Here is a 21,793-nt window from a genome sequence, read left to right on the forward strand (position 1 = left end):
ATGGTCGGAGCGACTGGATTCGAACCAGCGACCTTCTCGTCCCGAACGAGACGCGCTACCAAGCTGCGCTACGCTCCGTGTTGATGGGGCGCATTCTACAGAAAAACTTATGGGGCACAAGGGGTTAGCTGAAAAAAAATCAAAATTTCCGCATCCCGGAATGGCGCGCAAGTGCCGCGGGTGCAGTTGGCCCGGTTGGTGCTAGGTTGGTGCTATAAATCCGGTCAGTCGTTTTTCATCCCCAATCACGCGTGGAGCCCCCTTGATGAGCAAGCATGCCGAGAGCGTTTTCGTTCCCCTGAACATCGCCGTCCTGACGGTCAGCGATACCCGTAGCCTGGACACCGATACCTCCGGTGGCCTGCTGGTCGAGCGCCTGCAGGGTGCCGGCCACCATCTGGCGGCGCGCGTGCTGCTCAAGGACGACCTGTACCGAATCCGCGCCCAGGTGGCGCAGTGGATCGCCGAGGACGAGGTGCAGGTGGTGCTGATCACCGGCGGCACCGGCTTCACCGGCCGCGACAGCACTCCCGAGGCGGTGGCCTGCCTGCTCGACAAGCAGGTGGACGGCTTCGGCGAGCTGTTCCGGCAGATCTCCTTCGACGACATCGGCACCTCGACCATCCAGTCGCGCGCCCTGGCCGGGCTGGCCAACGGCACCCTGGTGTGCTGCCTGCCCGGCTCGACCAATGCATGCCGCACCGGCTGGGACGGCATCCTCGCCAGTCAGCTGGATGTGCGACATCGGCCGTGCAACTTCGTCGCCCACCTCAAGCAGGCGCCGGCCTGCGAGTCGCGCGGATGAGTGCGCTGCTGCCGCTGGAAGAGGCGCTGGCGCGCCTGCTGGCGCAGGCCGCGGCCGAGCCGGTCGTCGAGACCGAATGCATCCCGGCCGCCGCCGCCGAGGGGCGGGTGCTGGCGGCGCCGCTGGTTGCCGGGCTCGATCTGCCGCCCTGGCCGAATAGCGCGATGGACGGCTACGCCCTGCGCCTGGCCGACTGGACCGGCGAGCCGCTGGCGGTCAGCCAGCAGATCTTCGCCGGCCAGGCGCCGGTTGCGCTGCAGCCGGGCAGCTGCGCGCGCATCTTCACCGGCGCGCCGCTGCCCGAGGGTGCCGACACGGTGGAGATGCAGGAGAACGTCGAAGTGCTGGCCGATGGCCGGGTGCGCTTCCGTGAGCCGCTGCGTCTGGGGCAGAACGTCCGCCCGCGTGGCCAGGAGGTGACCAGCGGCGAAGTCCTGCTGGAGGCCGGCAGTCGTCTGGGGCCGGTGGAGCTGGGCCTGGTCGCTTCGCTCGGCGTGGCGCAGGTCGAGGTGCGTCGCCGGCCGCGGGTGGCGCTGCTGTCCACCGGCGACGAACTGGTCGAGCCGGGCCAGCCGCTCGGCGCCGGGCAGATCTACAACAGCAACCGGGCCTTGCTGGCGGCCTGGCTGATCCGGCTGGGCTGTGAGGTGCTGGACGCCGGCATCCTTCCCGACGATCTGGCGCAGACCCGCGCGCGCCTCGCGGCGCTGGGCGCGGCCGACCTGATCCTTTCCACCGGCGGCGTGTCGGTGGGCGAGGCGGACTTCCTCGGCCAGGTGCTGCGCGAGGAGGGTGAGCTGACCCTGTGGAAGTTGGCGCTCAAGCCGGGCAAGCCGCTGACCTGCGGACATTATCGCGGCACGCCGCTGATCGGTCTGCCCGGCAACCCGGCGGCGACCCTGGTGACCGCCGGGTTGCTGGTGCGTCCCTACCTGCTGCGCCGGCTCGGCGCCACGCGTCTCGAACCGCTGCGCTTCAGCGTGCCGGCCGGCTTCGTCTGGTCGAAGGCCGGCGGGCGTCGCGAATTCCTCCGCGGGCGGCTGGAGCAGGGCAGGGCGGTGCTGCATCCCAACCAGAGTTCCGGCGTGCTGCGCAGCGCCGCCTGGGCCGACGGCCTGGTCGAGGTCCGCGAGGGCAGCACCCTGCTGGAGGGCGATGCGGTGACCTTCATCCCGCTCAGCGAGCTGTTCTGAGCGCGGCCATGACCTCGGGCATGTCGTTGTCATCGGCGCTGGACTAGAGTGAATGCCTGTCCAGGCCGGCTTGCCCGGCTCCATTGGTACTAAGGAGTGTTCCGATGACGATGATGAAAGCAGCGGTATTCGTGGCCCCCGGCCGCATCGAGCTGGTCGACAAGCCGATCCCGCCGGTGGGGCCGAACGATGCGCTGGTGCGCATCACCACCACCACCATCTGCGGCACCGACGTGCACATCCTCAAGGGTGAGTACCAGGTGGCGCCGGGGCTGACCATCGGCCACGAGCCGGTGGGCATCATCGAGAAACTCGGCAGCAACGTGCAGGGCTACCAGGAGGGTCAGCGGGTGATCGCCGGGGCGATCTGCCCGAGCTTCAACTCCTACGCCAGTCAGGATGGTCTGTCCTCCCAGGACGGCGGCTGCACCTGCCACGGCTACAAGCCGATGGGCGGCTGGCGCTTCGGCAACACCATCGATGGCACCCAGGCCGAGTACGTGCTGGTGCCCGACGCCCAGGCCAACCTGGCGCCGGTGCCGGATGGCCTCAGTGACGAGCAGGTGCTGATGTGCCCGGACATCATGTCCACCGGCTTCGCCGGCGCCGAGGCGGCCAACATCAAGATCGGCGACATCGTCGCGGTGTTCGCCCAGGGACCGATCGGCTTGTGCGCCACCGCCGGTGCCAAGCTGCGCGGGGCGAGCATGATCATCGCCATCGACGGAGTGAGCGAGCGCCTGCAGATCGCCAGGCAGTTGGGCGCCGACGTCACCCTCAACTTCCGCGAAGTCGACGTGGTCGACGAAATCCTCAAGCTGACCGGCGGCCGTGGTGTGGATGCCTCGATCGAGGCGCTCGGCCTGCAGTCGACCTTCGAGAGCGCTCTGCGTGTGCTCAAGCCGGGCGGCACCTTGTCCAGTCTGGGCGTGTACTCCAGCGACCTGACCATTCCGCTGGGCGCCTTCCATGCCGGTCTGGGCGACAACAAGATCGTCACCTCGCTGTGCCCGGGCGGCAAGGAGCGCATGCGCCGCCTGCTCAATGTGGTGGCCTCCGGGCGGGTCGATCTGGGCCTGCTGGTGACCCACGAGTACAAGCTGGAGCAGATCGTGGAGGCCTACGACCTGTTCGGCCACCAGCGCGACGGGGTGCTCAAGGTGGCGATCAAGCCGTTCTGAGGGTTGCCCTGCAGTCGACGAAGCCCGGCCGCGTCCGGGCTTCGTCGTTTGTGGCGCACGCGGCTGCGGCTGGAGCCGGAGTGGAGCCGGAGGCCGCGTGGCTGCTAACATCGCGCCTTTGCATCAACGCTCAGTCCGAGAGTCGCCATGACCACCGTTCGTACCCGCATCGCGCCGTCGCCCACCGGCGACCCGCACGTCGGCACCGCCTACATCGCCCTGTTCAACCTATGCTTCGCCCGCCAGCACGGCGGTCAGTTCATCCTGCGCATCGAGGATACCGACCAGCTGCGTTCGACCCGCGAGTCCGAACAGCAGATCTACGACGCCCTGCGCTGGCTGGGCATCGAGTGGGACGAGGGGCCGGACGTCGGCGGCCCGCACGGCCCGTACCGGCAGAGCGAGCGCGGCGCGATCTACAAGCAGTATTCGGACGAGCTGGTCGCCAAGGGCCACGCCTTCCCCTGCTTCTGCAGCGCTGAGCGCCTCGACGCGGTGCGCGCCGAGCAGATGGCCAACAAGGAAACCCCGCGCTACGACGGCCACTGCATGCACATCGATCCGCAGCAGGCGCAGCAGCGCATCGCCGCCGGCGAGGCCCACGTGGTGCGCATGAAGGTGCCGAGCGAGGGCGTCTGCGTGGTGCCGGACATGCTGCGCGGCGAGGTGGAGATCCCCTGGGATCGCATGGACATGCAGGTGCTGATGAAGACCGACGGCCTGCCCACCTACTTCCTCGCCAACGTGGTCGACGACCACCTGATGGGCATCACCCACGTGCTGCGCGGCGAAGAGTGGCTGCCGTCGGCGCCCAAGCTGATCAAGCTGTACGAGTACTTCGGCTGGGAGCAGCCGGTGCTGTGCTACATGCCGCTGCTGCGCAATCCGGACAAGAGCAAGCTGTCCAAGCGCAAGAACCCCACCTCGGTGACCTTCTACCAGCGCATGGGCTACCTGCCGGAAGCCATGCTCAACTACCTGGGGCGCATGGGCTGGTCGATGCCCGACGAGCGCGAGAAGTTCTCGCTGGCCGAGATGATCGAGCACTTCGATGTCAGCCGCGTGTCGCTCGGCGGGCCGATCTTCGACGTCGACAAGCTGTCCTGGCTCAACGGCCAGTGGCTGCGCGAGCTGCCGGTCGAGCTGTTCGCCGCCGAAGTGCAGAAGTGGGCGCTCAACCCGCAGTACCTGATGCAGATCGCCCCGCACGTGCAGAACCGCGTGGAGACCTTCAGCCAGCTGGCGCCGCTGGCCGGCTTCTTCTTCATGGGCGGGGTGAGCCCGGACGCCAAGCTGTTCGAGCACAAGAAGCTGTCGCCCGAGCAGGTGCGCCAGGTACTGCAGCTGATCCTCTGGAAGCTGGAAGCGCTGCGCCAGTGGAACAAGGACAACATCACCGCGATCATCCAGAAGGTTGCCGAGCACCTGGGCCTCAAGCTGCGTGACCTGATGCCGCTGATCTTCCCGGCCATCAGCGGCCAGGCCAGCTCGGTGTCGGTGCTCGATGCCATGGAGATCCTCGGTCCGGACCTGTCGCGCTTCCGCCTGCGCCAGGCCGTCGAGCTGCTCGGCGGCGTGTCGAAGAAGGAAACCAAGGAGTGGGAGAAGCTGCTCGCTTCCATCGAGTGAGCCGGCAGGGATGGCGGGCCAGTCCCGCCATCCTCTCGCTTGAGGTAAGTGGTTGTTCTGCCTGCGAAATCTTTTAAGAAAAAAACGAAAAAAGTGTTGACGGGTTTTCAGGTCGCCATTAACATGCGCCCCGTCTTCACGACGAACCTGGTTCGCAGTGAAGGCGCTCACGAAAGTGGGGCTATAGCTCAGCTGGGAGAGCGCTTGCATGGCATGCAAGAGGTCGACGGTTCGATCCCGTCTAGCTCCACCAAATTATCCAGCAACACGCCGAAGTCTGGCGGGTTGTACGAAGGTTAAAGTCCCCTTCGTCTAGTGGCCTAGGACACCGCCCTTTCACGGCGGTAACAGGGGTTCGAGTCCCCTAGGGGACGCCAATTTCCAGCGCAGCGCCGACAAGGGCTGCAGCCGAAGCAGTATCGGGGCTATAGCTCAGCTGGGAGAGCGCTTGCATGGCATGCAAGAGGTCGACGGTTCGATCCCGTCTAGCTCCACCAATTTCCAGCGATTCGCCTGCGGATCGTACGAAGGTTTACGTCCCCTTCGTCTAGTGGCCTAGGACACCGCCCTTTCACGGCGGTAACAGGGGTTCGAGTCCCCTAGGGGACGCCAATTTTCCCGCTCTGGGATCAAGAGGGTCACTCAGTATTGAGTGGCCCTTTTTGTTTTTCTCCCCCGAATTCCTTCCGTTGCCTCCTTCGGCGTGTGGCCTTGCTGCAGGTCATTTCCTCGTCAAGCGCGTCTGATACGTTGTCCGCACTTTTTGTACGGGATAAGCTGCTTCGGCCGTAATGTCTGGCAGCCATTCATATAAAAAACGATAACGAATCACGGGACGGACAGAAGACATGACTTTCATGCCATGGAGCAGTGAACTCGAAGTCGGCATCAAGCTGATCGACGAACAGCATCGCTGGCTGGTCGACAAGACCAACGAGCTGTTCGATCGCTTGGTCAGCGCCGAGCCGGATGCCGCCGAGATTGGCGAGGTGCTGGAAGGATTGATGGACTACACCATGAATCACTTCATCGTCGAGGAGGAGATCTTCCACCGCCTCGGTTACCCGGAGACCGAGGCGCACAAGGCCCAGCACGACAAGTTCACCGCGCAGATCATGGACCTGCTGCAGCGCCACGACGCGGGCGAAATCTCCGGAAGCGAGACCCTCGATCTGCTCGCCGAGTGGCTGACCCATCACATCCTCAAGGTCGACAAGGCCTACGTCAGCTTCTTCCGCGACAACGGCGTGCACTGAACCGGCCGGCTGTTGCGCCACAGGACGAATGCTCCATCATGGCGGGCATTCCGTCCTGTGGAGCCGCCTGATGAACTCTCCCTCCCTGTATCTGCATCCCGACCGTGACGCCTGCGCCAACGAGCTGGCACAGGTGCTGGCCGGGCGTCTGCGTGCCGACCTGCAGGACGGCGGGCGGGCGCGCCTGCTGCTGGCGGGAGGGCAGAGCCCTGCGCCGCTGTTGCAGCGGCTGGCTGGCGAGACGCTGGACTGGTCGCGGGTCGAGCTCAGCCCCACCGACGAGCGCTGGGTGGCAGTGGACGATGCCGCCAGCAACCTGCAGCTGCTGCGCACGGCCCTGCCGCAGGCGCGGCTTCTCGATCCGCGCCAGGGGCAGACCCCGGAGGAGGCCGCGCAGGCCTGGGGCGAGCGGCTGGCGGGCTGGCTGCCGTTGAGCGCGGTGCTGCTGGGTATGGGCGAGGATGGCCATATAGCCTCATTGTTTCCCGGCATGCCGGGACTTGCCTCGGCCCTGGCCGGGGACGCCGCGCCGGCGGTCTTGGTCGGCACCGCGCCGGTCGCGCCGCAGCTGCGCCTCTCCGCCAATCTCGCGCTGCTGCGCCGCAGCGGCTGGCTGGGCCTGCTGGTGTTCGGCAGCGCCAAGCGTGAACTGCTCGAGGCGGTGCTCGCCGACCGGCCGCAGACCCGTCGGCTGCCGGTGCATGCGCTGGTGCGGCAGGCCGGTAGTCGGCTGCAGATCCACTGGGCACCCTGATCCGGCCAATGCTCAACTGTCGCACTCGGGTATTCGCGGTGCTGGTAAACTGACGGCCTCATGGGGCGGGTTGTGTTGCGCTGCGGCATGCTCGCGCCCCCACGCCTTCAGTCGAGGAGTCGCCATGCTGCACCCTGTTGTCGAGGCCGTGACCGCGCGCATCGCCGCGCGCTCCGCCGAGCGCCGCGCGCGCTACCTGGCGCGTGTCGACGAGGCGGCCGCACGCGAGCCGCGCCGGCAGATCGGCTGCTCCAACCTGGCCCATGCGCTGGCCGCCCAGCCGCACGACGAGCAGCTGATCATGCGCCACGGCGGCTCGCCGCATATCGCCATCGTCTCCAGCTACAACGACCTGCTTTCCGCGCACCAGCCGCTGCACGACTACCCCGAGCAGCTCAAGGCCGCGCTGGCTAGGCATGGCGCCAGCGCGCAGTTCGCCGCCGGGGTGCCGGCCATGTGCGACGGCATCACCCAGGGCATGGCTGGCATGCAGTTGTCGCTGTTCTCGCGCGACCTGATCGCCCAGGCCGCGGCCATCGGCCTGACCCATGCGATCTTCGACGGCGCTCTGTACCTGGGCGTGTGCGACAAGATCGTGCCGGGCCTGCTGATCGGCGCGCTGCGCTTCGGCCATCTGCCGGCGGTGTTCGTGCCGGCCGGGCCGATGCCGTCCGGGCTGAGCAACAGCGAGAAGGCGGCGGTGCGCCAGCGCTATGCGCGCGGCGCGGCCAGCCGCGAGGAGCTGCTCGAGGCCGAACTGGGGGCCTACCACGCGCCGGGCACCTGCACCTTCTACGGCACCGCCAACACCAACCAGTTGCTGATGGAGGCGATGGGCCTGCATGTGCCGGGCAGCGCCTTCGCGCCGCCGGAGTCGGCGTTGCGCCCGCTGCTCACCGCCGAGGCGGCGCGCCTGGTGGCGCGCAACAGCCGCCAGGGCGAGCGCTGGCTGCCACTGGGCCGCCAGGTCGACGCCCGGGTGCTGGTCAATGCCGTGGCGGCGCTGCTGGCCAGTGGTGGCTCGACCAACCACGGCCTGCACCTGCCGGCCATCGCCCGCGCCGCCGGCTACGAGCTGCTCTGGGAGGACTTCGCCGCGCTGTCCAGGGTGGTGCCGCTGCTGGCGCGGGTCTATCCCAACGGCAAGGCCGACGTGAACCAGTTTCAGGCCGCCGGCGGCCCGGCGTGGATCATCCGCGAGCTGCTCGGTGGTGGCCTCATGCACGGCGACGTGCCGACCGTGGCCGGCGAGGGTCTGGCCGACTACGCCCGCGAAGCCTGGCTGGAGAACGACCGGCTGGCCTGGCGCGAGCTGCCGGCGCAGAGTCCGGCGCCCGACATCGTGCGGCCGCTGGCCGAGCCCTTCGCGCCCGAAGGCGGGCTGGTGCTGCTCGAAGGCAATCTCGGTCGCGCGCAGCTGAAGACGTCCGCGGTGGACCCCGCGCACTGGCAGGTGCGTGCGCCGGCGCGCGTCTTCGAGTGTCAGGAGGCGGTGCAGGTGGCCTATCAGGCCGGCGAGCTGAACGGCGATCTGGTGCTGGTGGTGCGCTTCCAGGGGCCGCGCGCCAACGGCATGCCTGAATTGCACAAGCTGATGCCGCTGCTGGCCAACCTGCAGGCCGCCGGCCAGCAGGTGGCGCTGGTCACCGACGGGCGTCTGTCGGGGGCTTCCGGCCAGGTGCCGGCGGCGTTGCACGTCACCCCCGAGGCGGCGGCCGGCGGCGCGCTGGCGTTGCTGCGCGATGGCGACCTGGTCGAGGTGGATGCCGTCCGCGGCGTGCTGGCGGTCGCGGTCGATGCCGTCGAATGGGCGGCGCGTACGTCCGCCGAGCCGAGTCTGGCGCAGGCGGTCGGTTACGGCCTGGAGTTGTTCAATCTGCAACGGCGGCTGGCGGGACCGGCCGACCGGGGCGGTTCGATTGTGGACTGGGAGGAGTGAAGATGAGTCTGACGATGGATGACGTGCTGAAGCGGGCTCGCCCGGTCCTGCCGGTGTTGGTGATCGAGGATGCCGGCCTGGCGGTCGATCTGGCGCGCGCCCTGTATGCCGGCGGTATCGAGGTGCTGGAGGTGACCCTGCGCACGCCGCGGGCTCTGGAGGCGCTGGCGGCGATCCGCCACGAGCTGCCGCAGCTGCTGGTTGGCGCCGGCACGGTGATCCATGCCGCGCAGTTCGCCGAGGCGCGCGACGCCGGTGCGCAGTTCACCGTCAGCCCGGGCTGCACCGAGCGTCTGGCCGCGGCGGCGGAGGCGGTCGGCTTGCCCTACCTGCCGGGGGCGATGACGCCCTCGGAGGTGCTGTTCGCCATCGAGAAGGGCTATCGCTCGCTCAAGCTGTTTCCGGCCAACGGCGAGGCCAGCGTGAAGATGCTGAAAAGCTTCAAGGAGCCGTTCAACGGCATCCGCTTCTGCCCGACCGGCGGCATCACGGTGGACAACCTGTCGACCTTCCTGCGTCTGCCCAACGTCGCCTGCGTCGGCGGTACCTGGGTGGCGCCGAGCAGCCTGGTGCGCGCCCGCGCCTGGGACCAGATCACCCAGCTGGCCCAGGAGGCCTGCGCACTGTCGGCCAGCCTGGAGCGTGGTGCATGAACTGGGAGCTGCCGGCACCGTTCGTGCTGGCGATCGAGGTCGGCGCCGAGCACATCGACGCCCTCGGTCATGCCAACAACGCGGTGTACGTCGGCTGGCTGGAGCAGTGCGCCTGGGCGCACTCGCAGTCGCTGGGCCTGTCCATCGACGACTACCGCCGCCTCGACCGGGCGATGGCGGTGGTGCGCCACGAGATCGACTACCTGGCCGCCGCCCGTCAGGGCGAGCGCCTGCAGCTGGGCACCTGGATCGTCGCCTCGGACGGCCGGCTGAGCATGCAGCGCCAGTTCCAGCTGTGGCGGCCGGCCGATGGCGCGACCCTGCTGCGCGCGCGCACCCGCTTCGCCTGCATCGAGCTGTCCAGCGGCAAGCCGCGACGCATGCCGGCGGAGTTCATCGCGCGTTACGGCCGCGCGCTGGTGGCACCGGCGGAGTGAACGGCGTTGCCGACGACGGGCCGAGCCTGCCGCTCGCCGGACGCCGCGCATCCCTTTAGAATCCGCGGCCCTGCCTTTCGCCGAGAACTTCCCCTGTGCAGATTGCCCTGGCGCCCATGGAGGGGCTGGTCGATGAAATCCTCCGCGAGCTGCTGACCGAGGTCGGCGGCGTCGACTGGTGCGTCAGCGAGTTCGTGCGCGTCTGCGACCGCCTGCTGCCGCTGGCCAGCTTCCGCAAGCTGGCGCCGGAGCTGGACAGCGGCTGGAGTACCGCCAGCGGCACGCCGCTGCGCCTGCAGCTGCTCGGCTCCGATCCGGTCTGCCTGGCCGACAACGCCGCCTTCGCCGCCAGCCTCGGCGTGTCGGTGGTCGACCTCAACTTCGGCTGCCCGGCCAAGACGGTGAACAAGTCGCGTGGCGGTGCGGTGCTGCTCAAGGAGCCGGAGCTGCTGCATGCCATCGCCCGCGAAGTCAGCGCCACGCTGCCGGCCGGGGTGCCGCTGACGGCGAAGATGCGTCTGGGCTACGACAGCCCCGACGGCGCGCTGGACTGCGCGCGCGCCCTGGTCGACGGCGGGGCGTCCATGCTGGTGGTGCACGCGCGCACCAAGCTCGACGGCTACAAGCCACCGGCGCACTGGGAGTGGGTGGCGCGGGTGCAAGAAGCGGTAGCGGTGCCGGTGTATGCCAACGGCGAGATCTGGACGGTCGACGACTGGCGGCGCTGCCGCGAAGTGAGCGGGGCGGACAACATCATGCTCGGCCGCGGGCTGGTGTCGCGCCCGGACCTGGCCCTACAGATCGCCGCCGCCAGCGTCGGCCGCGAGCCCGAGCCGCTGAGCTGGGCCGAGCTGCAGCCACTGCTGCACCTGTTCTGGCGCAAGGCGCGGCAGAAGCTCGCACCGCGCTACGCGCCGGGCCGGCTCAAGCAGTGGCTGGCGATGCTGACGCGCAGCTATCCCGAGGCACAGGCGCTGTTCGACAGCATCCGTCGCGACAATGACTGCGCGCGGCTGGATGTGCTGTTCGGGCTGCGCGTCGATGAACTGTCCGGGCCTGTCGCAGCCGAGTTCATCCCCGCTTAGGGTGTTCCTGTAGGAGGCGCGCCCTCGCGGCGATGCGGGCTGCAGGACCGCCAACGGGCCAACAGCTTCGCCCCGAAGGCGGGCCTCCCACAGGGATCGGTGTGTCTACTCAATTTTCGCCGCGGCCCCCGCCTGATCCAGCAGCTGCATGAACGCCCGCGCCGCGTTGGACAGGGTGCGTTCGGTGTGCACGATGTAGCCGAGCTGGCGGCTCAGCTGGATGTCCTCCAGCGGCAGGCGCGCCACCTGTTCGTCGAGCATGGTGCGCGGCAGCACGCTCCAGGCGATGCCGATCGACACCAGCATCTTGATGGTCTCCAGATAGTTGGTGCTCATGCTCACGTTCGGCGCCAGCCCGGCGCCCTCGAACAGGCGGTGGACGATGTGGTGGGTGAAGGTGTTCTCGCCGGGGAACACCGCCGGATGGCGCGCCACCTCGGCCAGGGTCACCGGCCCGCCGTGGGCCAGCGGGTGCTCGGGGGCGGCGACGAAGTCCAGTGGGTCGTCCCATACCGGCACCGCGCGCACCGGCGCGGCGGTATGCGGGGCGAGGGTGATCACCGCCAGCTCGGTGCGTCCGTGCAGCACGTCCTCGTAGGCCACCTCCGAATCGAGAAAGCGGATGTCCAGCGCCACCTGCGGATGGGCGCGGGTGAAGGCGCGCAGCAGGGGAGGGAGCCTGTGCAGGCCGATGTGGTGGCTGGTGGCCAGGGTCAGGCGGCCGCCGACGTCGCCGTTGAGGTTGCTCAGCGCCCGCCGCGTGTCATCCAGCACGTTGAGGATCTGCCAGGCGCGCGGCAGCAGGGCGCGGCCGGCCTCGGTCAGGCTGATCTCGCGACCGATGCGGTCGAACAGCCGCACCTCCAGCTGCTGCTCCAGCGCGGCGATGCGTTTGCTCACCGCTGGCTGGGACAGGTGCAGGCGTTCGCCGGCGGCGGAAAAGCTGCCGGTTTCGGCGATGGCGATGAAGGTGGCGAGGCTGGCCAGGTCCATGTTCGGATTCCTTGGGGTTATCCAAAGCATGAAAAATATGAATTTGTGTTATCCAAGGCAAGCCCCTAGCATCGACCGCACAAGCCCTGTGGGCATACAGCAACAACCGATGAGGAGTTCCCCGTGGCCGGCAAGACGCTTTATGACAAGCTCTGGGACATGCACCTGGTCAAGCAGCGCGACGATGGGTCGGCGCTGATCTACATCGACCGCCAGATCCTGCACGAAGTGACCTCCCCGCAGGCCTTCGAAGGTCTGCGTCTGGCCGGGCGCAAGCCGTGGCGCGTGGATGCCAACATCGCCACCCCGGACCACAACGTGCCGACCACCAAGGCCGAGCGCCAGGGCGGCCTCGAGTCGATCCACGACGAAGTGTCGCGCCTGCAGGTGCAGACCCTCGACGAGAACTGCGACGACTTCGGCATCCTCGAATTCAAGATGAACGACCAGCGCCAGGGCATCGTCCACGTGGTCGGCCCGGAGCAGGGCGCTACCCTGCCGGGCATGACCGTGGTCTGCGGCGACTCGCACACCTCCACCCACGGCGCCTTCGGCGCGCTGGCCCACGGCATCGGCACCTCCGAGGTCGAGCACGTGCTGGCGACCCAGTGCCTGGTGGCCAAGAAGATGAAGAACATGCAGGTGAAGGTCGACGGCAAGCTGCCGGCCGGCGTCACCGCCAAGGACATCGTGCTGGCGATCATCGGCAAGATCGGCACCGCCGGCGGCAACGGCCATGCCCTGGAATTCGCCGGCAGCGCGATCCGCGAGCTGTCGATGGAAGGGCGCATGACCATCTGCAACATGGCCATCGAGGCTGGCGCCCGCGTCGGTCTGGTCGCCGTCGACGACAAGACCATCGCCTACGTCGAGGGCCGTACCTTCGCGCCCAAGGGTGCCGACTGGGATGCCGCCGTCGCGCAGTGGCAGGGTCTGGTTTCCGACGCCGATGCGGTGTTCGACACCGTGGTCGAGCTCAAGGCCGAGGACATCAAGCCGCAGGTCAGCTGGGGCACCTCGCCGGAGATGGTGCTGCCGGTCGATGCCAACGTGCCGGATCCGGCGCAGGAAGCCGACCCGGTCAAGCGCGACTCCATCGTCCGCGCCCTCAAGTACATGGGCCTGGCCGCCAACCAGCCGATCACCGAGATCCAGCTGGACCGCGTGTTCATCGGCTCCTGCACCAACTCGCGGATCGAGGATCTGCGTGCCGCTGCCGTGGTGGCCAAGGGCCGCAAGGTCGCTGCCACCGTCAAGCAGGCGCTGGTGGTGCCGGGCTCGGGCCTGGTCAAGGCGCAGGCCGAGGCCGAGGGGCTGGACAAGATCTTCATCGAAGCCGGCTTCGAGTGGCGCGAGCCGGGTTGCTCCATGTGCCTGGCGATGAACCCGGACCGCCTGGAGAGTGGCGAGCACTGCGCCTCCACCTCCAACCGCAACTTCGAGGGCCGTCAGGGTGCCGGTGGGCGTACCCACCTGGTTAGCCCGGCCATGGCTGCCGCCGCGGCGGTGACCGGCCACTTCGTCGATGTGCGTGAGCTGCTGAACTGAGGATCGTCTGAATGAAAGCCTTTACCCAACACACCGGTCTGGTCTGCCCGCTGGATCGCGCCAACGTCGACACCGACCAGATCATTCCCAAGCAGTTCCTCAAGTCGATCAAGCGCACCGGCTTCGGTCCGAACCTGTTCGACGAGTGGCGCTACCTGGACGTCGGCCAACCGAACCAGGACTGCTCGAACCGCCCGGTGAACCAGGACTTCGTGCTGAACTTCCCGCGCTACCAGGGCGCCAGCGTGCTGCTGGCCCGCGAGAACTTCGGCTGCGGTTCCTCCCGCGAGCACGCGCCGTGGGCGCTGGAAGAGTACGGCTTCCGCACCATCATCGCGCCGAGCTACGCCGACATCTTCTTCAACAACAGCTTCAAGAACGGCCTGCTGCCGATCATCCTGCCGGAAGCGGAAGTGGACGAGCTGTTCCAGCAGTGCGAGGCGACCGAGGGCTACCAGCTGACCGTCGACCTGGCCGCGCAGACCGTGACCCGTCCGGACGGCAAGGTGCTGTCCTTCGAGATCGACCCGTTCCGCAAGCACTGCCTGCTCAACGGTCTGGACGACATCGGCCTGACCCTGCAGGACGCCGACGCCATCCGTGCGTTCGAGGAAAAGCACAAGCAGACCAGCCCCTGGCTGTTCGGCGCGATCAAGTAATCCCTTTCCCGCCGGGGCGGGCAATGCCCGCGCCCCGGCCACCAAACTCAAGGACAAGCAATGAGCAAGCAGATTCTGGTTTTCCCGGGTGATGGTATCGGTCCGGAAATCGTCGCCGAAGCGGTCAAGGTGCTGGAAGTCGCCAACGACAAGTACGCCCTGGGCTTCGAGCTGAGCTACGACGAGCTGGGCGGTGCGGCCTACGAGAAGTACGGCACCCCGCTGGCCGACGAGACCCTGGAGCGCGCCCGCGCCGCCGACGCCATCCTGCTCGGCGCCGTCGGCGGTCCGCAGTGGGACAACCTCGACCGTCCGCTGCGTCCGGAAATGGGCCTGCTGAAGATCCGCTCGCAGCTGGGCCTGTTCGGCAACCTGCGCCCGGCGCTGCTCTACCCGCAACTGGCCGGCGCCTCCAGCCTCAAGCCGGAGATCGTCGCCGGCCTGGACATCCTCATCGTCCGCGAGCTGACCGGTGGCATCTACTTCGGCAGCCCGCGCGAGCTGCGCACCCTGGAGAATGGCGAGCGCTACGCCCTCGACACCCTGCCCTACAGCGAGAGCGAGATCCGTCGCATCGCCAAGGTCGGCTTCGACATGGCCCGCCTGCGCGGCAAGAAGCTGTGCTCGGTGGACAAGGCCAACGTGCTGGAGTCCAGCCGCCTGTGGCGCGCCGTGGTCGAGGAAGTGGCCAAGGACTACCCGGACGTCGAGCTGTCGCACATGTACGTCGACAACGCCGCCATGCAGCTGGTGCGGGCGCCCAAGCAGTTCGACGTGGTGGTCACCGACAACATGTTCGGCGACATCCTCTCCGACGAGGCCTCCATGCTCACCGGCTCGATCGGCATGCTGCCGTCGGCCTCGCTGGACGCCAACAACAAGGGCATGTACGAGCCGTGCCACGGCTCGGCGCCGGACATCGCCGGCAAGGGCATCGCCAACCCGCTGGCCACCATCCTCTCGGTGTCGATGATGCTGCGCTACAGCTTCGGCCAGCTCGAAGCCGCCGACGCCATCGAGCGCGCGGTCGGCAACGTGCTGGACCAGGGCCTGCGCACCGGCGACATCTGGTCGGAAGGCTGCCAGAAGGTCGGCACCCGCGAGATGGGCGATGCGGTAGTCGCCGCGCTGCGTAATCTGTAAGCTGTCCGGGAGCCGCCCCGTCGCGGGCGGCCCCACTTTTTCGAGAAAGGTGTAGTTGCGATGAAGCGTGTAGGTCTTGTCGGTTGGCGCGGTATGGTGGGTTCCGTGCTCATGCAGCGGATGCTGGAAGAGCGCGATTTCGACCTGATCGAGCCGGTGTTCTTCACCACCTCCAACGTCGGCGGCCAGGGTCCGTCCATCGGCAAGGACATTGCCCCGCTGAAGGATGCCTACAGCATCGACGAGCTGAAGACCCTCGACGTGATCCTCACCTGCCAGGGTGGCGACTACACCAGTGAAGTGTTCCCCAAGCTGCGCGAAGCCGGCTGGCAGGGCTACTGGATCGACGCGGCCTCCAGCCTGCGCATGGCCGATGACTCGGTCATCGTCCTCGATCCGGTCAACCGCAAGGTCATCGACCAGTCGCTGGATGCCGGCGGCAAGAACTACATCGGCGGCAACTGCACCGTCAGCCTGATGCTGATGGCGCTCGGCGGCCTCTACGAAGCCGGTCTGGTCGAGTGGATGAGCGCCATGACCTACCAGGCCGCCTCCGGCGCCGGTGCGCAGAACATGCGCGAGCTGATCAAGCAGATGGGCGTGATCAACGCCGCGGTGGCCGATGACCTGGCCAACCCGGCCAGCGCGATCCTCGACATCGACCGCAAGGTCGCCGAGACCCAGCGCAGCGCCGAGTTCCCGGTGGACCACTTCGGTGTGCCGCTGGCCGGCAGCCTGATCCCCTACATCGACAAGGAGCTGCCCAACGGGCAGAGCCGCGAGGAGTGGAAGGCCCAGGCCGAGACCAACAAGATCCTCGGACGCAACAAGAGCCCGATCCCGGTGGACGGCATCTGCGTACGCGTCGGCGCCATGCGCTGCCACAGCCAGGCGCTGACCATCAAGCTGAACAAGGACGTGCCGCTGGCCGACATCGAGGGCCTGATCAGCCAGCACAACCCCTGGGTCAAGCTGGTGCCCAACCAGCGCGAGATCAGCATGCGCGAGCTGAGCCCGACTGCCGTCACCGGTACCCTCAGCGTGCCGGTCGGTCGTCTGCGCAAGCTCAACATGGGCTCGCAGTACCTCGGTGCCTTCACCGTCGGCGACCAGCTGCTGTGGGGCGCGGCCGAGCCGCTGCGCCGCATGCTGCGCATCCTGCTGGAACGCTGAGAGGCGGGCGCGCCCTGCGCCTGACCTACCCCGAAAGAGAGACCCGCCACGGCGGGTCTGCTCGTTTATGGGCTGCCTGGGGCTGCTTGGCCGCAGATCCACTGATCCGTTCGTCGCCCGGCGGGCTACCCAAGTGGCGGTCCGCTCGCTACAGTTCGCGCCTATTTCGCAGGAGGCCGCCTCATGAGCAAGACTTTCGATATCGCCGTCATCGGTGCCACCGGGCTGATTGGCGAGACGCTGCTGATGGTCCTCGACGAGCGCGAGTTTCCGGTCGGCAACCTGTACCCGCTGTCGGCCGGTGAGGCCGGCAGCCAGGTGGCAGCCTTCGGCGAGCGCAACCTGCGGGTCCGCGCCGTGGAGACCTTCGACTTTGCCACGGTTGCCCTGGTGTTCCTGCTCGAGCCGCTGGCCGCGGCCCAGTTGGCGCGCATCGAGGCCGCCGGCTGTGCGCTGGTCGATCTGACCGGTTCGCTGTCGGCGCAGCAGGCGCCCTGCGTGGTGGCCGGAGTCAATTCACAGGCGGCGGCTGCCGGTCGCTGGCTGCGCAGCCCGTTGCCGGCGGTGGTGGCACTGGCCAGTGTGCTCGGCACCCTGCGCCAGGTGCTCGGTCTGCAGCGGGTCACCGTCACCGCCTGCCTGGCGGTGTCCAGTCGCGGCCGCGATGGCATCGAGGAGCTGGCGCGGCAGACCGCCCAGCTGCTCAACGCCCGCCCGGTGGAGCCGCAGTTGTTCGATCGCCAGGTCGCCTTCAACCTGCTGGCGCGGGCCAGTGCCGAGATGCCCGACGGGCACGCCCGTGACGAGCGCCGCCTGGCCGGCGAGCTGGGCGAGGTGCTGGGTGCCCCGCAGCTGCCGGTGGCCGTCACCTGCGTGCAGGCGCCGGTATTCTTCGGCGACAGCCTGGCGGTCAGCCTGCTCTGCGACGAGCCGGTCGATCTGCCGGTGGTTCGCCACTGCCTGGAGGATGCCGCCGAGCTGGAACTGGTCGAGCAGGGCGACTATCCCACCGCCGTCGGCGACGCGCTGGGACAGGATCTGGTGTATGTGGGCCGGGTGCGAGCAGGCCTGCAGGACCCGCGCGAACTCAATTTGTGGATTGCATCAGATAATGTGCGAAAAGGTTCGGCACTCAATGCCGTACAGCTGGCCGAGTTGTTGCTTAAACACACCCTGTAAAAGATACTGCCCCGACATTTTTTTCGGCTTTGTCCATCCTGGCTGCGCATTTTCGGGGGCTGCTGCATGACAGCGGCAGATGCCAGTCATGCCACCGACTCGCTCGCCGAGACAGAAGAAACGAAGGATTAACGCTATGGTTCGGGTTCGCAAACTGGTGCTAGCAATCGCCGCCGCTTCGGCGCTGACCTCCGGCATGGCGCATGCGCTGGGGTTGGGAGAAATATCGCTGAAGTCAGCCCTGAACCAGCCGCTGGATGCGGAAATCGAGCTGCTCGAGGTGCGCGATCTCGGTGGTAACGAGGTGCTGCCCTCGCTGGCGGCCGTCGAAGAGTTCAACAAGGTCGGCGTCGACCGTCCCTACTTCCTCACCGACCTGAAGTTCACCCCGGTGCTCAAGCCCAACGGCAAGAGCGTGATTCGCGTCACCTCCAGCAAGCCGGTGCGCGAGCCCTACCTGAACTTCCTGATCGAGGTGCTGTGGCCCAACGGTCGTCTGCTGCGCGAGTACACCGTGCTGCTCGACCCGCCGCTGTACTCGCCGCAGACCGTGGTCGCCGCGACCCCGCGCCTGCCGCAGGCCGCGCCGCTGGCGCCGCGAGTCAGTGCGCCGGCACCGGTCAGCCGTCCGCAGCCGAGCGCCTCGGCGCCTGCGGCACGTGCAGCGGCACCGGTGGCGAGCAGCGCACCTTCGCGTCTGGAGGGCGACCAGTATCGCGTCGGCCGTGACGACACGCTCTGGGATATCGCCGAGCAGGCGCGCCCGAGCGGTGCGCTGTCGGTCCACCAGACCATGCTGGCGATTCAGGACCTCAATCCGAACGCCTTCCTCGATGGCAACATCAATCGCATGAAGAGCGGCCAGGTGCTGCGTCTGCCCAGCGAACAGCAGATCCGCAGCCGCAGCCAGGCCGATGCGCTGGCTCAGGTCGCGGCGCAGAACAGTGCCTGGCGCGAAGGCCGTGCCGTGCCGCCGGTTGCCGCCGCTGCCCGCCAGCTGGATGCCACCCGTCGCAGCGAAGCCGGCAATGCTCCGGCCCAGGCGCCGGCCGAAGACAACCTGCGTCTGGTCTCGGCGGCCAGCGGCAAGTCCACCAGCGGCAGCGACAGCGGCGCAGCCGCGGACAGCCAGGGGCTGGCCGACAAGCTGGCGCTCAACCAGGAGAGCCTGGCGACCTCGCAACGCGAGAATCAGGAACTCAAGGAGCGTCTGGGCGATCTGCAGAGCCAGCTGGACAAGCTGCAGCGCCTGATCGAGCTGAAGAACGAACAACTGGCCAAGCTGCAGGGCGGCCTGGCGGCCGATGCGGCGACGCCTGCTGCCGCCAACAGCGCTCCGGCCGCCGGGGCCGAGGCGGCACCGGTCGCGGCCGTGGCTGTGCAGCCGGCTGACGAAAGCACAACCGAAGCCCCGCTCGAGAACAAGCCGCAGGCCGACGCCGCGGGTAGCGCGGACGCCGCTGCGGCACCCGCACCAGGCGCCGAGCCGGCTGCCGATGCCGCGGTTCCGGTCGCTGCCGAGAGCAAGCCCGCCGCTCCGGTCGCTGCGGCGCCCAAGCCCGCTCCGGCCAAGCCTGCCGTCCCGCCGGCAGCCCCGGCTCCGGTGTACGAGCCGAGCCTGGTCGATGAGGTACTGGCCAACCCGCTGCTGCTGGCCGCTGGTGGTGGCGCGCTGGCCCTGCTGGCCGGACTGGGCCTGCTGGCCGGTTCGCGCCGCAAGGCGCGCAAGCAGGCCGAGGACGAGACCCAGCTGTTCCAGGAAGTGGGAGAGCTGCCTGGGGCGAAGGGGGGCACTTCGGCCGTCGCCGAGTCGGCCGAAGCCGCACTGCCGGCGCAAGGCCCGGCTGCTGCGGGAGGCGCGCCGCTGGCGAGCGCCGACCCGCTGGGCGAAGCTGAGATGTACAGCACCTACGGTCGCTTCACCCAGGCTGCCGAGATTCTGCGCAATGCGGTGAACGAGGAGCCGCAGCGCGCCGATCTGCGTCTGAAGCTGATGGAGGTCTATGCCGAGATGGGCGACCGTGAAGGCTTCGTCCGTCAGGAGGCCGAGCTCGGCGAGATCGGTGGTGCTCAGCCGCAGATCGACCAGTTGCGCGCCCGCTATCCGCAGATTCTGGCCAGTGGCGCAGCCATTGCCGGCGGCGTCGCACTGGCTGCGGCCGTCGATGGCCTGGATGGCGAGACGGATGGGCAGCAAGTGCAGGACGCAGTGGCCAGCCGCTCTCCGCAGCCGGACGACGAGTTTTCCTTCGATGACCTGTCGCTCGATGATCTGTCCCTCGACGCGGCACCGGGTGAGGCTTCTGCATCGAGTACCGAGCTGAATGAGGGCTTCGACCTGAGCCTCGACGATCTGGAAGCCGAACTCGAGCGCGAGTTGGCGGCCAATTCGGGGGCTGCCCTCGAGCAGCCGCTGGAACTCGACGAACTGACCCTGGATGGGTTGGCCGGTGAGCCGGGCGGCGATCTCGCCAGCTTAGAGCTGGCGGCCGCCGAGAGTGACGACCTGGCATTCGATCTGGATCTGGCTGCGCTGGAGCTGCCGGCCAGCGGGCAAGGGGCGTCGCAACTCGCCGGCGAGGACGATTTTGACTTTGCGCTGGATGAGTCGCTGGCGAACGAGGCGGCTGCGCCGGGCAACGTCGCGCAGAGTGACGAGGATCTGTTCGCCGAGCTGGATCAGCTGAGCCTGGACGAGCCGCTGCAGGATACCGGGGCCGGCGCTGCGCAGTCCGACGATGCGCTGATGGCCGAGCTGGATCAGATGGTGCTGGACGCCCCGCTGGCGACTGCACCGCAGGCAGCTGACGAGACCGATGACTTCCTCCTGGAGCTGGCCGATCTGGAGCTGAGCGAGCCGGTTGCCGCGCCGCTGGCCGCAGCTGGGGGCGAGGCCGAGATGACTGCGCTGGGGGAGCTGGATGATCTGGAGCTGGAGCTGCAGGCGTTGAGCGGGACGGAGGTCGAGCAGGATCTGGATGCCGCCTTCGACGAGTTCCTCGCCCAGAGCGAGCTTCCCGTGGCGGGTGCTGCCGACGTACCGGCGGCGGCTCCTGCGGCCCAGGCGCTGGCAGAGCTGCCGGCACTCGACGAACTGGTCATCGAGCCGGCTGCGGCATTGACCGGCGAAGAGGACTTCAACTTCCTCGCCGACACCGACGAGACCGCGACCAAGCTGGATCTGGCGCGTGCCTATATCGACATGGGGGATGCCGACGGCGCCCGCGATATCCTCGATGAGGTGCTCAAGGAGGGCAGCACCAGTCAGCAACAGGAAGCGCGCGAGATGATGGGTCGCATTGCCTGAACATGATGCTTGAACATGCAGTGCCTGCGGCAGCCGAAGTGGCTGCCGCAGGCGTTTCCAGAATCGCCCTTGGCGTCGAGTACAAGGGTGCCCGTTATCGAGGCTGGCAGCGTCAGGAGCCGGGCGTGCCGACGGTGCAGGAAGTGCTCGAAAAGGCTCTGTCCGAGGTGGCGGCCGAGCCGGTGTCGCTGCTCTGCGCCGGGCGTACCGATGCCGCCGTGCATGCCAGTGGCCAGGTGGTGCATTTCGATACCACGGCCGAGCGTCCGCTCAAGGCCTGGGTGATGGGCGCCAACGCCAACCTGCCGGGCGACATCAGCGTGACCTGGGCCAAGCCGATGCCGGCGCACTTCCATGCGCGTTTTTCCGCCAAGGCGCGGCGCTATCGCTACGTGATCTACAACGACCCGATCCGTCCGGCGCATCTGGCCGAGGAAGTCACCTGGAATCACCGCCCGCTGGACGCTGCGCGCATGCGTGAGGCGGCGCAGACACTGGTCGGCACCCATGACTTCAGCTCGTTCCGTGCCCTGAAGTGTCAGGCCAAGTCGCCGATCAAGACCCTGCATCACCTGCGGGTGATCGAGCAGGGGCGCTTCATCGTCCTGGATGTCCGCGCCAATGCCTTTCTGCATCACATGGTGCGCAACATCGCTGGCGTGCTGATGACCATTGGCGCCGGCGAGCGCGAGCCGCAGTGGGTGGCAGAGATTCTGGCTGCACGTGACCGTCGCAGTGGCGGGGTCACCGCGCACCCCTATGGCCTGTATCTGATCCAGGTCGAATACCCGGACGAATTCTCGTTGCCACAGCGCTATCTAGGTCCGCATTTCCTGTCCGCGCTGGACGACTGAGGCGC

Annotated in this window: 18 protein-coding genes and 5 tRNA genes; 21 read left to right on the forward strand and 2 right to left on the reverse strand. The window is 67.9% G+C overall.

From position 1 onward, the window contains the following. Position 1: 1 nt before the first annotated feature. Positions 2-78: transfer RNA gene (locus BM297_RS13900), tRNA-Pro, on the reverse strand. A gap of 187 nt (positions 79-265) precedes the next feature. On the opposite strand from BM297_RS13900, the gene moaB reads away from it, so the two are divergent. The 14 genes from moaB (at position 266) to BM297_RS13970 (ending at position 10,932) form a co-directional block, all read left to right on the forward strand. Further along, positions 266-805 carry a molybdenum cofactor biosynthesis protein B gene (gene moaB / locus BM297_RS13905; RefSeq protein ID WP_092432524.1) on the forward strand — a complete coding sequence of 180 codons (540 nt, stop codon included), beginning with the start codon at positions 266-268 and terminating at the stop codon, positions 803-805. Further along, positions 802-1,998 (forward strand): molybdopterin molybdotransferase MoeA, encoded by a 1,197-nt coding sequence (locus tag BM297_RS13910; protein WP_092432526.1) that lies wholly within the window; start codon positions 802-804, stop codon positions 1,996-1,998. The genes moaB and BM297_RS13910 overlap by 4 nt, the downstream gene beginning before the upstream one ends. Positions 1,999-2,102: 104 nt before the next feature. Next, positions 2,103-3,179 (forward strand): NAD(P)-dependent alcohol dehydrogenase, encoded by a 1,077-nt coding sequence (locus BM297_RS13915; protein ID WP_092432527.1) that lies wholly within the window; start codon positions 2,103-2,105, stop codon positions 3,177-3,179. Positions 3,180-3,326: 147 nt separating this feature from the next. Beyond that, the gene (gene gltX, locus BM297_RS13920) at positions 3,327-4,808 is read left to right on the forward strand and encodes a glutamate--tRNA ligase (RefSeq protein WP_092432529.1); all 1,482 of its coding nucleotides are present in this window, start codon (positions 3,327-3,329) and stop codon (positions 4,806-4,808) included. 177 nt (positions 4,809-4,985) lie between these two features. Continuing rightward, positions 4,986-5,061 (forward strand) — tRNA-Ala (locus BM297_RS13925). Between the two features lie 48 nt (positions 5,062-5,109). Beyond that, positions 5,110-5,185 (forward strand) — tRNA-Glu (locus BM297_RS13930). Positions 5,186-5,229: 44 nt separating this feature from the next. Next, positions 5,230-5,305, forward strand: a tRNA-Ala gene (locus BM297_RS13935). 39 nt (positions 5,306-5,344) lie between these two features. Then, a tRNA-Glu gene (locus BM297_RS13940) sits at positions 5,345-5,420 on the forward strand. Between the two features lie 236 nt (positions 5,421-5,656). Continuing rightward, the gene (locus tag BM297_RS13945; RefSeq protein WP_092432531.1) at positions 5,657-6,064 is read left to right on the forward strand and encodes a bacteriohemerythrin; all 408 of its coding nucleotides are present in this window, start codon (positions 5,657-5,659) and stop codon (positions 6,062-6,064) included. A gap of 70 nt (positions 6,065-6,134) precedes the next feature. Next, on the forward strand, positions 6,135-6,818 hold the full coding sequence (gene pgl / locus BM297_RS13950) for a 6-phosphogluconolactonase (RefSeq protein WP_175526658.1): 684 nt from the start codon (positions 6,135-6,137) through the stop codon (positions 6,816-6,818). Between the two features lie 127 nt (positions 6,819-6,945). Beyond that, positions 6,946-8,757: a phosphogluconate dehydratase gene (gene edd, locus BM297_RS13955; protein WP_217648268.1), complete on the forward strand. Its 1,812-nt coding sequence runs from the start codon at positions 6,946-6,948 to the stop codon at positions 8,755-8,757. Positions 8,758-8,759: 2 nt separating this feature from the next. Beyond that, positions 8,760-9,410, forward strand: coding sequence for a bifunctional 4-hydroxy-2-oxoglutarate aldolase/2-dehydro-3-deoxy-phosphogluconate aldolase (locus tag BM297_RS13960; protein ID WP_092432538.1), 651 nt, complete (start codon positions 8,760-8,762; stop codon positions 9,408-9,410). Beyond that, the gene (locus BM297_RS13965; RefSeq protein ID WP_092432539.1) at positions 9,407-9,847 is read left to right on the forward strand and encodes an acyl-CoA thioesterase; all 441 of its coding nucleotides are present in this window, start codon (positions 9,407-9,409) and stop codon (positions 9,845-9,847) included. The genes BM297_RS13960 and BM297_RS13965 overlap by 4 nt, the downstream gene beginning before the upstream one ends. Before the next feature lie 95 nt (positions 9,848-9,942). Further along, the gene (locus BM297_RS13970) at positions 9,943-10,932 is read left to right on the forward strand and encodes a tRNA dihydrouridine synthase (RefSeq protein ID WP_092432541.1); all 990 of its coding nucleotides are present in this window, start codon (positions 9,943-9,945) and stop codon (positions 10,930-10,932) included. Between the two features lie 105 nt (positions 10,933-11,037). Here the strand turns inward: BM297_RS13970 and BM297_RS13975 are convergent, their stop codons facing one another. After that, a complete protein-coding gene (locus BM297_RS13975) occupies positions 11,038-11,925 on the reverse strand; it encodes a LysR family transcriptional regulator (protein WP_092432542.1) in 888 nt (295 codons plus the stop codon). Between the two features lie 123 nt (positions 11,926-12,048). Here BM297_RS13975 and leuC point away from each other — a divergent pair, with 123 nt between their 5' ends. The 7 genes from leuC (at position 12,049) to truA (ending at position 21,788) form a co-directional block, all read left to right on the forward strand. Continuing rightward, complete coding sequence (gene leuC, locus BM297_RS13980) at positions 12,049-13,473, forward strand: 3-isopropylmalate dehydratase large subunit (protein ID WP_092432544.1); 1,425 nt, start codon at positions 12,049-12,051, stop codon at positions 13,471-13,473. A gap of 11 nt (positions 13,474-13,484) precedes the next feature. Continuing rightward, entirely contained in the window at positions 13,485-14,132 is a 648-nt protein-coding gene (gene leuD, locus BM297_RS13985) for a 3-isopropylmalate dehydratase small subunit (RefSeq protein WP_092432546.1), read from the forward strand. A 60-nt stretch (positions 14,133-14,192) separates the two neighbouring features. Continuing rightward, positions 14,193-15,275 carry a 3-isopropylmalate dehydrogenase gene (gene leuB, locus BM297_RS13990; RefSeq protein ID WP_092432548.1) on the forward strand — a complete coding sequence of 361 codons (1,083 nt, stop codon included), beginning with the start codon at positions 14,193-14,195 and terminating at the stop codon, positions 15,273-15,275. 60 nt (positions 15,276-15,335) lie between these two features. Then, positions 15,336-16,448, forward strand: a complete 1,113-nt coding sequence (gene asd / locus BM297_RS13995) for an aspartate-semialdehyde dehydrogenase (protein ID WP_092432550.1) — start codon at positions 15,336-15,338, stop codon at positions 16,446-16,448. Positions 16,449-16,631: 183 nt separating this feature from the next. Continuing rightward, positions 16,632-17,627 (forward strand): aspartate-semialdehyde dehydrogenase, encoded by a 996-nt coding sequence (locus BM297_RS14000; RefSeq protein WP_092432554.1) that lies wholly within the window; start codon positions 16,632-16,634, stop codon positions 17,625-17,627. 136 nt (positions 17,628-17,763) lie between these two features. Continuing rightward, a complete protein-coding gene (locus BM297_RS14005) occupies positions 17,764-20,934 on the forward strand; it encodes a motility hub landmark protein FimV (protein ID WP_092432556.1) in 3,171 nt (1,056 codons plus the stop codon). 5 nt (positions 20,935-20,939) lie between these two features. Then, complete coding sequence (gene truA, locus BM297_RS14010; protein WP_092432755.1) at positions 20,940-21,788, forward strand: tRNA pseudouridine(38-40) synthase TruA; 849 nt, start codon at positions 20,940-20,942, stop codon at positions 21,786-21,788. The last annotated feature ends 5 nt before the right edge of the window (positions 21,789-21,793 follow it).

This window comes from Geopseudomonas sagittaria (assembly GCF_900115715.1).
In the GTDB taxonomy this organism is placed as follows: Bacteria; Pseudomonadota; Gammaproteobacteria; order Pseudomonadales; family Pseudomonadaceae; genus Geopseudomonas; species Geopseudomonas sagittaria.